General features: G+C 53.3%; 10 protein-coding genes. 7 read left to right on the top strand and 3 right to left on the bottom strand.

Features of this window, described 5'->3' with window-relative positions:
- Positions 1–53 precede the first annotated feature (53 nt).
- A complete protein-coding gene (locus R3C20_01955; GenBank protein MEZ6039240.1) occupies positions 54–1,349 on the bottom strand; it encodes a hypothetical protein in 1,296 nt (431 codons plus the stop codon).
- A gap of 510 nt (positions 1,350–1,859) precedes the next feature.
- Here R3C20_01955 and R3C20_01950 point away from each other — a divergent pair.
- Positions 1,860–2,186, top strand: coding sequence for a hypothetical protein (locus tag R3C20_01950; protein MEZ6039239.1), 327 nt, complete (start codon positions 1,860–1,862; stop codon positions 2,184–2,186).
- Here R3C20_01950 and R3C20_01945 read toward each other — a convergent pair.
- A complete protein-coding gene (locus tag R3C20_01945) occupies positions 2,183–4,363 on the bottom strand; it encodes an Hsp70 family protein (protein MEZ6039238.1) in 2,181 nt (726 codons plus the stop codon). The genes R3C20_01950 and R3C20_01945 overlap by 4 nt on opposite strands.
- Positions 4,364–4,454: 91 nt before the next feature.
- Positions 4,455–5,861 carry a neutral/alkaline non-lysosomal ceramidase N-terminal domain-containing protein gene (locus tag R3C20_01940; GenBank protein ID MEZ6039237.1) on the bottom strand — a complete coding sequence of 469 codons (1,407 nt, stop codon included), beginning with the start codon at positions 5,859–5,861 and terminating at the stop codon, positions 4,455–4,457.
- A 1,291-nt stretch (positions 5,862–7,152) separates the two neighbouring features.
- Here R3C20_01940 and R3C20_01935 point away from each other — a divergent pair.
- From R3C20_01935 to R3C20_01910, 6 genes are all read left to right on the top strand, one after another.
- Positions 7,153–7,500 (top strand): hypothetical protein, encoded by a 348-nt coding sequence (locus tag R3C20_01935; protein ID MEZ6039236.1) that lies wholly within the window; start codon positions 7,153–7,155, stop codon positions 7,498–7,500.
- A gap of 1,484 nt (positions 7,501–8,984) precedes the next feature.
- Entirely contained in the window at positions 8,985–9,320 is a 336-nt protein-coding gene (locus R3C20_01930) for a hypothetical protein (GenBank protein ID MEZ6039235.1), read from the top strand.
- Positions 9,321–10,441: 1,121 nt separating this feature from the next.
- A complete protein-coding gene (locus R3C20_01925) occupies positions 10,442–10,804 on the top strand; it encodes a hypothetical protein (protein ID MEZ6039234.1) in 363 nt (120 codons plus the stop codon).
- Positions 10,805–10,833: 29 nt separating this feature from the next.
- On the top strand, positions 10,834–11,070 hold the full coding sequence (locus tag R3C20_01920) for a hypothetical protein (protein ID MEZ6039233.1): 237 nt from the start codon (positions 10,834–10,836) through the stop codon (positions 11,068–11,070).
- A 2,661-nt stretch (positions 11,071–13,731) separates the two neighbouring features.
- On the top strand, positions 13,732–13,974 hold the full coding sequence (locus R3C20_01915) for a hypothetical protein (protein ID MEZ6039232.1): 243 nt from the start codon (positions 13,732–13,734) through the stop codon (positions 13,972–13,974).
- Between the two features lie 484 nt (positions 13,975–14,458).
- The gene (locus R3C20_01910; GenBank protein ID MEZ6039231.1) at positions 14,459–14,938 is read left to right on the top strand and encodes a hypothetical protein; all 480 of its coding nucleotides are present in this window, start codon (positions 14,459–14,461) and stop codon (positions 14,936–14,938) included.
- Positions 14,939–14,953: the final 15 nt, after the last annotated feature.

Raw genomic sequence — 14,953 nt, 5'->3', positions numbered from 1 at the left:
CGCGGTCGTTGCTGGAGGCCGTGTCATCACCGAACGCCTCATCGCTACAGCTGCTATCGTTTGTCATCCGCATCGATAAGCTTCAGAGCTTCACGAATCAGGATTGGTCCGGTTCGTTCCCCCAGGCTGGTCCGCGAAACATAGCTGTACCGATCGAAGCTTTCAAAATCGACATCTGTCAGGATGTAGCCGAATGCATCATTTGTAAGCCCGAACAGCATTGCATTTTTGGATGTCATTTTCCGTTTCAGGTAGAAGCCAATATTTGGCAACGCTTCCCCTGGCACTGTCAGAATTCTCGCATCGCCTAACCTGGCAAGACTGATGCGAGTTGTGATGGACCGGTCGGCAGGGTCATGGGGATACTGAAGCGGTGATCCCGCAATAATCGCCCACATCTGGGCTGAATCTACCGGGAACTTCACGCGAGCGGTTCGGCACGAGATTGACGGCGATTTCTGTGTCGGAGCATTCTGAATGATTCGAAGTGCCTCCTCCGCCATCAGCTGACCAATTCGTTCACATTCTTCCCATGTGCGGTGATCGCTCCAGACAGCCTTCACCGGGTCTTTCAGTTGGCCCAGATCTCTATTGTCGGCTGTCACCATGCCGCCCTGAGCACCGTTCATGAAAACGACATTTCCCCCCGTCGATTTCTCAATGCGGTCGTACATGGGACCAATGCAATCGGGGCTCAGAATTCCGGCGTCACTTCCCAGAACTTCCGGATGGATGGCATAGTTGACCAGCGTCGCAATGACGCTGTTGTCCGCGCGAATGGCCTGAATGACTCCCATTCTTCGATCGTACAGCGCGGGAGCATAGTAGTTGTAAGCGATTCGTTCGGCAGCAACGTCCGTATTCACTCGAAGGCTTGCCGGCTCAAGCGTCCGGTAAGCTTCGTTCAGGGCGTCCGCGGTTTGCTGACAAACGAAGTCCATGAAATCAAGGTCGCCAGTATGACCACCTGAAGGCAACGGAAATGCATAACAATCGGGTGCACTGTGTGTATGGCTTGCACCAATCAGGATGTTATCACCCTCTATTTGCGGAACTTTGGCTCGTACACGATCGCCCAGTACGGACGGGAACCCAAGCAAATCAAGTCCGGCGATTCCGATGGTCGTTTGACCGTCAGAAAATACGATGGCCCGGGCCGTGATTTCTCCCTTTTTGATCTCTGCCGGATTGGGGGCACCAACACCACCGGAAATCGGCAACAATGGGTCGGGTGTGATAACTCGCCGCGCCGTGCCAACTCTGAACCCCTGAGCGTTCAAGGATTCGACGGAATACAAAACCAGAATGGCCAGCAAAAATCCATAGATCTTTATCTTGTTCTTACTCATTCGCTTTTGATCTCGCTCGCGAAAAGGTTGGGGAACTGAACGACACCGGTTTGACCAGGAATGGATCGAGACACTTCTCACCGCATCAATTTACGAAGCGTTTTCACGATTCATGGAAAATACCAATGGAGAATTTCGTATCTTACTCTCGGTCCGGCAACAATGGGGAGTTTCCGGAGCTTCATGCTGCGATCATGGACGATGCCTTCTTCGCATTCTTCTTTACTATGAACGAACACGTACTATGAACGAACACGATGGACAAAGCGACAGAATCGATCACTGACATGCCCTTGCTAAAGCCATCGCAGCACCATGACCGCAGATTGAGAGGAGACTGGCAATCAGCGGGATGATTCTGCGGCACACATTATTACGACTGGTATGGCTGGATTTCTGCGGATGCGCTGTCGCTTTCTGTAACCACAGGCAACAATCAAACGGTCTTTGATGTGGCATTTGCTGGCGTCACGCTGACAGCCTTTTTTATCGGGCAAGCGACAGGAACCTATGAAACCCAAAGAACTTGCGAAGCAATCTCTGATCTGGACCCTGATCTTTGAGGCCATCACGTGCCTGCTGCGATTTGGTGCAAAGCTCGAATCAACCCGGGATACAGCTTCGACTATCGGTCGAGTCACAATGGGCGTTCGCATTCATCACAGCTACATAGGCCTTGCCATGATTCCCCTGGCGATGTGGATTGAGAATCGCTGGCCAAATGCAAGTCGAACGGTGTTATGCATGGCAATTGGCCTGGTGCTCAGCGATTTGATCCATCACTTCATTGTGCTGTGGTGGATCACTGGCAGTCCCCAGTTCGACCTGTTCTATTAACCTTCGTCGACCAGATCCCAGAATTCTGCTTCCGCAGGGTCGACCGGCCTGGCCTTGCGAGGCCTGGGCTGAGGAACCACCTTCCCCGGCTTTGAAGTCGACTGAGCTGGTTTGCTTCTGGAAGGTGATGGGCGGCCTTCCTGAACCGAAGGTGATGGGCGGCCTTCCTGAACCGAAGGTGATGGGCGGCCTTCCTGAACCGAAGTCCCGGGCCTGCGTCGGGCTCTTTTCTTCGCCCCCAGAACAGTATCGCCTTCTGCAGCTGGATTTGACGTCTTTTTGACGCTGGCCCGAGCTGGTGGACAACGATGGCATTTGCCTGAACGATCCAGTGGCTCTCCACAATCGTTGCAGAGCAGCACGGGCTGAGAGGAATCGGCCTGCGTCCCGGTTCCGCCCATCAGATCGGAAAGTTCTAACAGGGCAGAGTGCGGCGAAATGGCTTCCAGATCGAGCGACTCGTCATCGTTTTCTCCGTGGTCGGTATCCTGCGTTTGCAGCGTCGTTGCAATTTCCGCCACGCTTGCCAGAGCATCCTGGTCATCGCCATGACGATTCTGAGCGGATGCAGATGGCCTCTTTTTTGTCTGTCTGTTGGCATCTGCAGAAGTCGCTGCCCGCGCAAGCGCTTCGTCACCTTGCTCCGTGCCGACTGTTTCAAGCTGCGCCTGCATGTTCTCCTGTCGAATAATGTCCACTTCGGCCTGAATACCACTCTTAAGTTCCCGGGCAGACACGTGAACCCGAGCCTGATGATCGTAGCTGATGGTCACTTCAATTTCCGTGCCCTCGGGAAGATGCAAAGGCAGGTCAGTGATCCGACAGGCGCCGAGTATGGTGTATGGCTGATCAAGACTTGTCCCGCTCTCAACGATCTGCACGTTGACGCGGGTTTGATTCTGAACGACCGTGCCGAAAACGTGTTTGACCGATGCAGGTAATGGTGTGTTCGCAGCCATCAGATAATGGGGAATCCGCAATCCGGTCTCGACATCACGAATCAGGATTCCAAGGTGCCTGGCGCAAACGCTCTGCTGTTTGACTCGCGCCAGACGCTGAGACGTTTCGGTGTTAAAAACAGTTCTGGCATACTGTGAATTTGCCAGCAGCATTCCGGCATACAGAGCCGCACCATGCGCGATGGACTGATCGGGGGACAGGGTGCTGTTCAGGGTTCGGCCGCTCAACTTCTTCAGGCTGTTTCGAATCATTGGCATTCGAGACGAACCGCCGGTGGTCAGAACAACATCGATGTGAGCCCATCCCATTTTGTTGTTTTTCAGAATGCGGCGTGTGACAAGTTCAGACCGTTCCAGGAGTTTCTGACAGCCGTATTCGAATTCCGTAAGCTCAATTTGATAGGTTCTTCGATTTCGCCCATGCTGGACAGTGACAGCTGCACGCGGGCGTACCGAAAGACTTCGCTTTGCCTGTTCGGCCTCAAGAGATAGAAACTGCAGGCTTTCCTTATCGGTGCGAGGGTCGTCGGCAAAGTCCGCGATGAATTTTTCCGCAGCCATGTCCACCAGCACCTGTGTCCAGTCGAGTCCTCCAAGCTGCAGGTCGCCGTCCGCAGCAACGACGCGTACTGAATCCGTCGTGTATTTAACAACGGCAAGGTCGAGCGTGCCGCCTCCCAGGTCATACACCAGCAGTTGCTGATCGACAGCAAGTTCCGCGAAATGCAATCCTTCATGTCCCAGCACATGGCACAACGCTGCCGCAACAGGCTCGTTGATCATCTCCACCTTTTCCAGGCCTGCCGCGTAACCCGCCTGAACGGTCGCATGGCGTTGTGCATCACTAAACTGGGCCGGGACTGTGATGACGGCTTCCTGAATCTCTCCGATTTGTTCCTGAGCGGCCGAGATAAGCTTCCGCAGAATCATTCCCGAAATGTGCGCGGGAGTATATCGGGCATTTCCAATCTTCCAGTACTTGCTGGAATCCCCCATGAATCGCTTTGCATGCTGGACCACTCGGTCCGGATGCGCGATTGAATTCCGCAACGCTTCGGTGCCAACGACAGGATGATCCTGGTCGAAAAAAACGACAGAAGGCGTCGCCAGTTCACCCTCCTGATTCGGAATCGTCACCGGTTGTCCGTGTTCGCTGAGATACGCGATGCACGAATAGGTTGTGCCCAGGTCGATTCCGACAGCCTGCGTTTTCTTCATCGTTCTGTTTCCGGTCCGTTGAAAGTTGCGGGCCAGCCTATCTGCCACTCGTCATTACGGAATTTGACCGGGCGTCTCCGCAATGTTCCAGTTATTCGCGGCCGGAATTCGACTTAAGCTTGTGAACCGTGCGCACGATGTGCTCTTCGACCCGATCGGACCAGACGGTAGGCAGTCCGTAGTAGATCATGGAAGTGGCACCTTCGTAGCCACCCTCCATCAAGACACGCGCCGACGGAATGTACGCCATCACATCATTGCTGTAGCCCGCGACCCATGTTGTGGGACCCGGCAATTCATCCTTCAAACGAAGACTGTACTCTACTGTCACTTCACCGCCCAGTATCACCATATCCAGACCATTTCCAATACTCCAGAGCTGTACCGGATACGGATACGTGGAAGCCAGCTTGCCGTCCGCTTCGAATGTCTTCATCAGCCGTCGGGCGCGCCGAGTGATGTACACATTGGCGTCATCCAGATCTTTTTGCACCTGTGACTTTGTTGGAAGCGGTCCAAGTGCAAGATCGATCTCGGTGTACGTCGACTTTATCGAGCCCGTCACGTTCGTCATAGGAGACGCAAGAACATCTTCAACACTGGCTGCTATCTGTCGGCCGTACTGTTGAGCGAGTTCTACGGTACGACGCGGCAGGGGGTTCTGGTCCGCACCACAGCCGGCCCAGAACAAAGCAACCGCATTGGGGTGATTCTTTTCCAGCTCGATCTGGGCAAACCCGGGCCAGTCGCCGCTCCAGTCCATCAAACTCAACACCGTGGCATGGCAGGCATATCCAAAAACGATGGCTCGCAACGCACCGTCCGGATGGCGAACCGCCAGAACAGGGGCCGAATGATCAACAGGCCCAACCAACTGGCCATTTTCTCGGAGCTTAGGGACGTCCGCCTCTCGATTATTCCTGCGGTTGACCGCCAGCGAACAGTGCCCCTCGCCATACTGGATCACGGCAGGTTCGAGCGATGCGATCGCCTTACCCACCAGATGTGTGACATCGCCGATGAGCTTGTTCGTATAGTCGGTAATCAACTGATGCTGGTCGTCTCCAAATTCATACATCGTGATCAGATTCTGTCCGACCACCGGTCCGGAATGGGTATGCGACGTAGAGATCGCAATCTGACTCCGATCCAGATCGTGCTGTTCCTTCAACGCCCGACAAATGCTGGTCGAGGTTCCTCGATCAATTCCAACCAGGTCCAGCGTCACCAGCACGATTCGGTTGCCCGATGGATCATCAATGACGATCGCTTTTGCCCACAAGTCGTGGATCTTTCCTTCTGCCGGCGTCTTTCGCGACGCATAGCCGGACATCCACATTGATTTTTCCGGTGTAATTACGGTCGCTGCAACGCCCGCCTTCCACCCGGAAACCGGACCTGCTGGCTGGCTCTCAACCTCCTGCGCCAACGTCCATGTCGGTGCGACAAATGACAGCACTGCGAACACCAGACAGGCCAAACCGGGATACGTCTTCATGGATCACCGAAATTCTCAGATTGTCTTGTGGCAAAAAAGCGGTCTCCGGATTCTGGCGAAACAGAAGAGCATTAGCAACAGGTGTTGCCCAAACCGGGCTGTCGCCCGGAAGAATACAGCAACGGACTCACGAGTTGTGACAACGCAGACCTTGAGCCTGGGCCCGTGCGCAGTCAGACGGCAGTGATCCACATGCCACCCCGAACACTCATGATCTGAAACCTGGTGTGATAAACAGTACGTGATCTCCGAGGCCTTAAAGTAATTCGGCAGGCCAATGATTCATTGCCAGGTTTCAAAAGGGACTGTGATCTCGGATCAACGTCTACTTAGCGGAGATCGCCCAATGGCTTGGACTCATGCAGAATGACATTCCTTCCATTGTCGATTTTGTGAACTAGAGATTAGGCTCTGGTAATGGTTGTACCCGAACCTCCACAACTACCGCCCATCGGCAGACGCCGCTGCGTATTGTGGTATGGATCAGCCATGATCGAAATGGCGGCAGTTTACCTGTTCGGCCATTTCTCTCATCGCTGCTGTGCTGTGTTTCTGCCGGTGTGGTGATGTGATGTGTTCAACAGTACGCAGTTCAGACAGGAGGAGTCTACTGCCGTGCGACCCGGCAACGGAATGCGAGACTGCGGATCGGTTGATGGCGCTTTGGCAGCCAAAGAAATCTACAAACCGTTTGAGTGGAACCTGCAGTCTATCCCAATGAGTCCGCCAACTATCCTAAGTAGGATCGCCGATTCTGCAAACACTTGTGAAGCGAGTGTTGACATGCAAACCTCCCGGACCTAATGCTTGGTTGCGAACAATACTCTCCTGTCCTCCCGTTCTTTACACAGGGTTGCACATGACTGCCGAGGGTGACAGTGAATGACCCTTGAATGCAGCGATCCAGGGCGCTGAAGACGAATCATGAACGCCATCGCAGCTTGCAAAAGCCGCACTGCCGAAGCCGCATTTCACGCGGTTGAACTACTGGCGGTCGTTGCGATCTGCTTTTATGCCAGCCGGTCAATGGGAACGCGTTGGAGCTCGGTCGGTATGACTCGCTGTGCTGCCTTGGACGAGCAGCAGCCACTTTGTCAGTGCCAATCAATCGGCAGCGTATATCTCTCCAATTCTTCAATAACCGATCCTGCACAGCCGTTCGGCGAAGAGTCTCCAGTGGGCATTTTCGCCCGGAGTTAACCGCTTCACAGCTCTGGACTACATAAGACGGACTCACATGCTGTCACTTATGTCTCCGGAATTCGTTCTGTAGGCAACCGGGAGTATATCGGTGCATAATGCCAGTTATATCAAGTTTGTCATTGCAGGAGTCGCCGTCAGTGGCGCCAGCATTTTGTTCTGCGATTGGGACAAGTATTTCGGACGTAGGCTAGCCCAGCAAGAGGTTTCAATTGATTCGGCTTCCAAAGAGTTGCCGCTCGTGAAGGTGTTGGAGGAAGCTCCGCTTTTGAAACCGGAACCGGACTCACAGTACTTCAGTGCTTCAGTGCAGATACTGAATCAAGGCCTGACTTCGGCCAAGATAAACTCGATCCATCCGGTGCGGTTGCACGTCAGCGACCGCGGACGCAATGGTGATACCAGCCGGCGGTTCAGTCGATCTAAGCGTTCGCGTTGACCCGAACAGGCTTCCGGGAAATGCCCTTCAAACCGATTACAGCAAGGGGGTTGTCAATTACCGAACTTGGATTCGAATTTCTGGAGAATTCCTCACGGATAGTGGCACAAATTCCCTCTTATTGACGCCGACGGGGAGTGTAAACATTCCTGTGTGGAGCCCTGATCGCAGTTTACAATTAGGCGAATTCTCGGCTGGTGGCGAGCCGGAAACAGTCACTTGTGAGGTCAGTGCTGCTGAGTCCGTCTGTGAGCTGAAGGTGCTCAGTCGGTTGTCTGGCGTCTTCCCGGTTGTCGTACGTGATGGACTTAATGCCCCGGGCCCGGGGAGCTGGAAAATAAGCTGCCGCATTCAACCTGCAGAGTTGCAAGCAGAGGAGCTCGACAGTCTCGATCGGATGAAGTTTCTCTTCTCATCAAAGACCGTCGCGGGCGTCGTCGAGGATGTTGAGATCCCCGTGGCGATCACCCTGAAACCGCTTCTCGGGCCTGGATCCTCCTACAGGATGCTCCAGCCGTTGAGCCCAGTGTTGCGAAACCCTTTCACGTTGCGGCTAGTTGGATACCGAAAAGCTCAGCGGCAGGTTACTGCAGGTTGCGATTCAGCCCAACAATGACGGAATTGAATTACTAAGCCACGAAATGATAAAGCCCGGAATATACAGGCTGCAATTTCAGATAACGTCCACAAAACCGCGGACAGAGTTACTACAAGTCCCTGTCGACGTAATGGTCTTCAGGAGAAACTCGCCTCACCACATTGAAGCTTGCGGTCGTTTGCAGGCTTTCGAGATCATCTCCCACTGGGAGCCTTCCGAATGACTCCTAAGGTTGAGGACTGCGTTCTTCGCTGTCGTGGTGCTCACGCATTTGATGCATCGCCTCTGCGGCCATATGCAGGTTCTGAGAACAAATGCGTCGCGCAACAACTGGTCTGTTTCGCTGTACACTGCGAACAGTTGAATCTAACCGTACAGTAGAGGCAAATGACTGAAAGTCGAAGGATCTCGAAGAAGCCGAAGAACTCATTTCAGAGGCGACATCCGATTACGCGATTGACTTAGCCGCGGACGGTTCGGCATGAATTTCGCGTCGATTATAACCAACACAACCGCAGCCTCACTAAGTGACGATGTTCGACGGTGAGCGTGCCAATTTCTGCAACTCCACGCAGTTAAACTTCCAACAAAGTCATTGACCTTTCCGAACTTACGCATGGACCTGCAGATTGAAACGATTCGCGAGAAGACGCTTTTCTGGATGCTCGATGTTTTCCACGGCCTGATTTTGTAAGTGACAGAGAGACACCAATTGCGGTCCCGAATGGAAGTGGGAGACTTCAACAGGTCCGATACTTAAGAGAGGGACAAAGACTTCTGACCCGTTCTATTTGATCCCGATTACGGCCTCAATGTCAGCCAGATGAGTCAGCCTTTCTCACCGAAGAAATGGGACGGCCCATCCGCACCATGGTGACGAAATACGATGTCATATTCGCAACCGCAAATGAATGGCTACCTCAATCGGAGCCTGATTCACCATAAACAGACACAGAAGTCGGTTGAAGTGATTGACTGGGAAAGCGTTACCTCGTTTCCGGAGGATCTATTCCAGCCGCCGAAGGATTTCCTCCAACCCGGCATGGCAGTAGGCAAACCGGGAGAAAGCATCAAAGTCGTCGCATCCAATGGTGCATTGATTACTCCCAGAAATCACCACCAGACTGAATCAGGTTCGTGGTCAGTGGGTGCCCGGGTAATATTGGTGGCGGGAGCATTCGCTGCGCTGCTCTACTGGCAACGTCGTCGCCATCCAGCGTGACTGGGCGGATACCGATCAGCTCATGCAAAAGGATTGGTACTCTCTACTGTCGATTGCGGGTGTACTTTTGGTTTCGGGGTCCGCAATGCGACAGAATTTCCACAATAAGCGCCGTCAGTGAATCCAGGCGCAGGAGCCGTTCGTTGACGACTGAACACGCGACAGGTTCAGGAAATACGGAGTAGAAAGGCCGAGGATGTCCGAGTGGCGAAGTACTCTAATCGATAGATTCTCGTATTCGTCGCTGATGTTTGCATGCCTGTCCGTGTATGCGCTGTTTGCAACATGTGCAAATTCACCGACGATAGACAGCCTGGTCATTTGGTTGGCGGATTGTCGATCTGGAAATATGGTCGATTTGACGTCTACAAAGTCAATCCGCACCGCTGATGAGGATGCTTGCCAACGTTCAGCTCTTGTAATTGCCCGGACCTGCGACGGACTATTCAGGACTTCCATGCAGATATCGACCGGAATTTGCTTGGGCGGCAGTCTGATTCATTCAAATTCCGACCAGTGCGATTGGAACCTTGCGGTTTCGTTTTACTGGTCTTTCCGTTGTTGCTGATTAGCATCTGCATGAAGTAAACCGAGAACTTCACCACAGTAAAGCGCCGTGCTACTTACCGGAATCGCGGCAGCTTTGTCGCCAATGCTGCTCGGGCACGGAAGTCTGGTAACGCCGGATGCCGCCGCGTGCGGCAGCTGGCGTTTGCCCTCTATACCTTCCGCAAGTGGCTTCTACATTCACTATAGACAATGCTGCTTTGTGTGGAGCTGCCGGGCTCGCTTTGCTCTCGAAGTTCACATGGATACCCGTCTTCCCTGTAACGGCGATTCTAGTCCTGCCTGTCTGGCGACGTTCCGGGGGTGGGGCCTTGAAGTGGCTTTGGCGCGACGCACAACACCTGACAGCGGCCGCTGTCATCGCAGTCACCATCATCAATATCACATTCGGATTCGAAAGATCATTTACTCCACTCGGCCATTCATGGCTCATAGTCAGTTCGTCGTCCATATTGGCTCGAATGACAAGATCGCACGGTTTCAAATCGATTCTCCCAGATCCTTGAGGCTTTCCTGTTCCATTGCCCATTGAATACGTTCTGGATTGTTAACAGATGCAGATTGATTCTGTGGCGAACTCCGAAAGTTACTTGATGGGAGAATGGAAGGACGGCGGGTGGTGGTATTATTACGTCATCGCGTTGCTGGTCAAAGAACCTGTCTCAACACTATTGTTGGGGATTTGTGCATTTGCACTGATCGTCTGTCAGGCCGCTAATCCACTTCTCGCGAAACGGGAATCTCCAGGATCGTCCGGTGGAACGAAGTTGCCGGAATTGCGTGAGACCGTTTTGCTGTTGACCCCTGCAAATTCAGATTTCCCTTGTCAGCTCGGAAACGCTTTTAATCGGCACTACGATACGTACTGCCATGCTATCCGTTTTTGTACATTCTTATTGCGCGAATCGCTCACCTAGCAAACCGATTTGCCTGGGTGCCGTCGGTGATGACTTTAATGATGGGATGTCAATGCGTATCTGTGATTGCGCACGGAAGCAGCTACATTTCATACTTCAACGAGTTCGCGGGTGGCTCTAAGAATGGGCACAAGTGGCTTATGGGCAGCAACATCGACTGGAGGCAGGACTACTTTCGTTTGTTGGCGTGGCAGAAAAGTCATCCGGAACGCGACGCATTGTTTCTGATTGGGCCGTGTGCGATAACCCGGCAGATTTGGGATTAAGAACACGGAGGCTCCGCCATTCCTTCCCGGGCGTCCTCAGCACAGAAATGCGGATGGGGTCCGGGGGCCTGCTCCCGGTTGGTATGCGGTCAGCTTGAGCTCCTATTACGGGCGAAATACGATGCGGGAGTTTGACTACCTGCGGCGGATGGCAATTGACGATCGAATTGGGGATTCCCTCTTGATGGTTCATGTTTCAGAACAAGAGGCGGCTTTACTCGGCGGAGCTTCAAGCGGAAGAAAGAATTGACTTTCCGACCTGTGGCCTCGGACTCCAGTGCCCTGTGAAACCTATCGGTCGGGTCCCGGATTTGGCGGTGAAGTGGAGACTTTCCAATCGATATTCGCCAGATTGCCAGAATCCGTTCCGGATTCATTTTCATCCAGACACTGGGTATTGACTCTGGCAGCATGTGCCCGGAATATTCAATTGCTTCCGCCGGAAGAACCTTAGTCGTCTCTAATATGTTATTGTTCAAATTGGCCTTGATTCCTCACCATCATGCTTCCAATCGTCGACTGTTGGAAAAGGTGGTGCAACAAGCTGTTCTGGCAGTGACTCATCAACTACAACGAGAGCAGTCTCGACGCCTGAATAATTGCGCAGACCGCACAGATCAATGAGCTCTGAAATGCCGCACCGGTTCCCTTGTCTGCCAGGTGCCGCGTACGCCGAGGTTTTTACAATCTAGCGCTGCTGGTCGTTGTAACGGTCATCGGAATCCTATTCGTTGATAATCCTGCCGTGCAAATGGTCGGAATCACCATAAAGCATTGCCGGAACAACCTCGCCAGGTTGCAATTGCCTCATTGAATTTTGTCGAAGACATCAGCAATTCCCCGGCAATGGATGGGGTTTTGGCTGGCTGGCGAAATGGTGTGCCGCAGGAGATCACAGCCGGGCGGATGGATTTATCAACTTTACCGACCTTGATCAAACAAGCATGGCCGTTGGGGGTGACAGTGATCCTGGCTTCGCCGTGAGTTGAAGACGCTATGTGAAACACCGTTGCTGCTGATGAAATGTCCTCCCGACCTCTCAAAAGGGACCGCCGTCCAGACGTTGGGCTTATCGAAACGCCAACGCACCTTCTTAAGTTGTTCGAACAGATTACGCGATCAATGAAGGAGACTTTCACCCGACTTCGATCGGCCCAGCGACTCTTGCAGAGGGTGACGACCCAGCCTATCTGGACTGATGTTACAAAGGCAGCGTAAGTTGGCTCAGGCCGGAGCCGACAGAGGACATTACCGACAGGACATCGAATACAATTCTCTGGTGAAAAGTATGTAAGCCACAGGCTACTCGGCTGCATTCGATCGAGGTATGACCAGTCACTGTACTCTGGTGTGGATCTTGATTTGGCTCGTTGGTGATAGAAACTCCGGCAATGGATTCTGATTTCGTTGCGGAACGCAGCAGAAGTGCTCATGCGCCGGGGATGTTTTCTCGCGTTTTGCGACGGATCTGCGGGCTGTGAGCTATGAAATCGATTCAGTCGTGTTTCGCTGGCTGGGAAATCGAAAAGACGGCAACGTCGCAACATTGTTGCGAGAGTGCTCTGGAATAGGGTCGACCGACGAGAACGATAAATGGATTCGTGAGCTGCCTTCGCCTGGCATTTCCTGGCCACGTGAGCATCGTTTTGGAGGTCGACACAGGAAACACTGCGGCTCAAACGATTTACGTGGTCAGTTTCGGAATCACGCTCAAATCTCAAATCGTTCTGGCCAATGGGAGTGCAATGGAAGGCCAGCGGAAAGGACAAGGTTCATAGTCGATCATCATTGCAGATGATCAGGTCGAACCGCGAAACTGACGCCATCTGAAGCAACATTGCTGGTACTTTAGCAGTTCGGGACGAGGCGACGCAGCTTTTTCAAAGGCATGATCCCTTCGAACGCAGCCAATGAAGGTTGGGGTGATCAGTGTCGAAGGTTTGTTACGGTATCTTTTCAGCGGATGGCTTTCTTCGAGATTCGTGAATCGATGAAGAATCACACTTCAATATTCAGATTCCCTGTCTGAATGAGGAGAAATCCTTGCCAGAACGCTGAAGCGTGGCTCTGCAGGCATGACCGACCCATTGCAGTTGTTAGTTATTGATGATGGCAGCTCTGATGGAACGGCAAAGGTAGCTAAAGCTTGAATCGAGTTGTTTCACACACTCGCAATCGAGGGCTTGCGGCGGCGGTTCACTACCGGGCTGGATGAATGCCTGCGGATGGGGGCGGACTCATCGGAACACCGATGGTGACGGGCAGTATCCGGCGTCGGAGATTCCTCGTCTGCTGAACCGATCCTGCTGGTCGAGCGGACATGGTGATCGGGGATCGGCGACCGAGCGAGGACGTTCGCAGTTCGTGGCTGACGCAACTACCGACTGCAGCCGCACGGTCAGTTGGCTGGCGGGGCGAAAGTACGGTCAGCGGGTTTCGGTATGACTCGCGGAAGCGGCTATCAAGATACGTAACCGGGTTCAACTACACCATCGAAACGGTGCCGCACAGCCTGTTCGAAAGGGCTGGCCATTGAATTCGTGCCATCCCAACCAACACGGTGACAGACCTTCGCGGCTGTTCCGCAGTATCCCTCAATTTTGTCTTTCGCAGCGGACTGACGATGCTGCGTGTCATATGTGTTCGTCCGCTGGCCTGCTGATGACGATCAGTGCGGTGCTGGCAGTGATCGGTACCATTCCGGTTCTGCGTTTTCTGATCTTCTGGATGTCGGGGACGGCGATGTGGTCATATTCAGTCGCTGGTTTTAGGAGGCGTCTTTCGGTCCTGGCCGGTATCACATCGGTAGCGTTGTTGGCGGATCTGATGGCTGCCAATCGACGACTGCTGGAAATGACCTGGAAAGGTGAAGCGATGGAATGGAGGCGTCACGTGAAGGGTTGAATCACTTAGGAGTCATCATGACCGCTCGGAATCTGGCCTTCACTGTAGCACGGACCCTTGATGAGATTCACTTCAACAAACCGAAGAGTCAATAATCTCCGTCATTAAACCGAAATCATCAGTATTCTTGTAAACTCTCTGCAAAGTGGATGTCATCTCACGAGCTTCTTGCAGGGGGGGAACACCCACTACTGGTTCTCGTACAGGAATCAACACTGAACGCAAGTTCCAAGGGCGTTAGGGTTGTCGTCTTCGGCCTAAACGAAGAACAGTCGATGAAGTGTCAGCCGCTGAAAGCTTGAAGAAGTCTGCACGATTTAGGCCTGCGTGTCCGGCACAATCGATACCAACTGCAGTTTTCGGCACAGCCGTGCAAACGCCTCGGCTGAAGAGTTGGTGTGACTGTTCGCAACGTGATTGTTTTACCGATGACTCATACGGCGGGCAGGGATGCGGGCAGTGTGCTGAATGGAGTTTTTGAGTAATGCGGGGTCGAATCAAGTTCGCGAGTCTGCCGGGCATGCGAGTGCCTGGGTCGCTTCTGGCAATTACATGTGTCGTTGGGTGTCAGGGAACGCAAAACCTGGTGAATTCTGATGTTCCTGTAGGTTTCGAACTGCCCGAAACTCTGAGCAACATCGATCAGGACATTGCAGCCAGTCGGCCTGTTGGTGACTCGCCCTCTGGTGACGCCGTACCGGGTGGTCGCCTGCGTTTGTTGCATCTGGTGCATTGGCGGTCCAGTGGCTGGAAGCGGGACAAAGCGGTTGACGCAATTCGCGATGCCGGTCACGATTCACACGCGTTTGCATCCAACAGCCTCCAGACGATTCCGCCTTCAGGTGACCTTTCGGCCTCCCACCACAAGACACGTTCGACATCTGCGGGTTCCGAAGATGCTGGTGGACTGCCACCCCGGATCGTCGTGATCTCGCCTGATGATGGTTCAGGTTCGAGGTCGTAGAATGAAGTGGAATCG

Source organism: Planctomycetaceae bacterium, from assembly GCA_041398825.1.
Lineage (GTDB): Bacteria > Planctomycetota > Planctomycetia > Planctomycetales > Planctomycetaceae > F1-80-MAGs062.
This window is presented reverse-complemented; position numbering and strand designations above follow the sequence as displayed.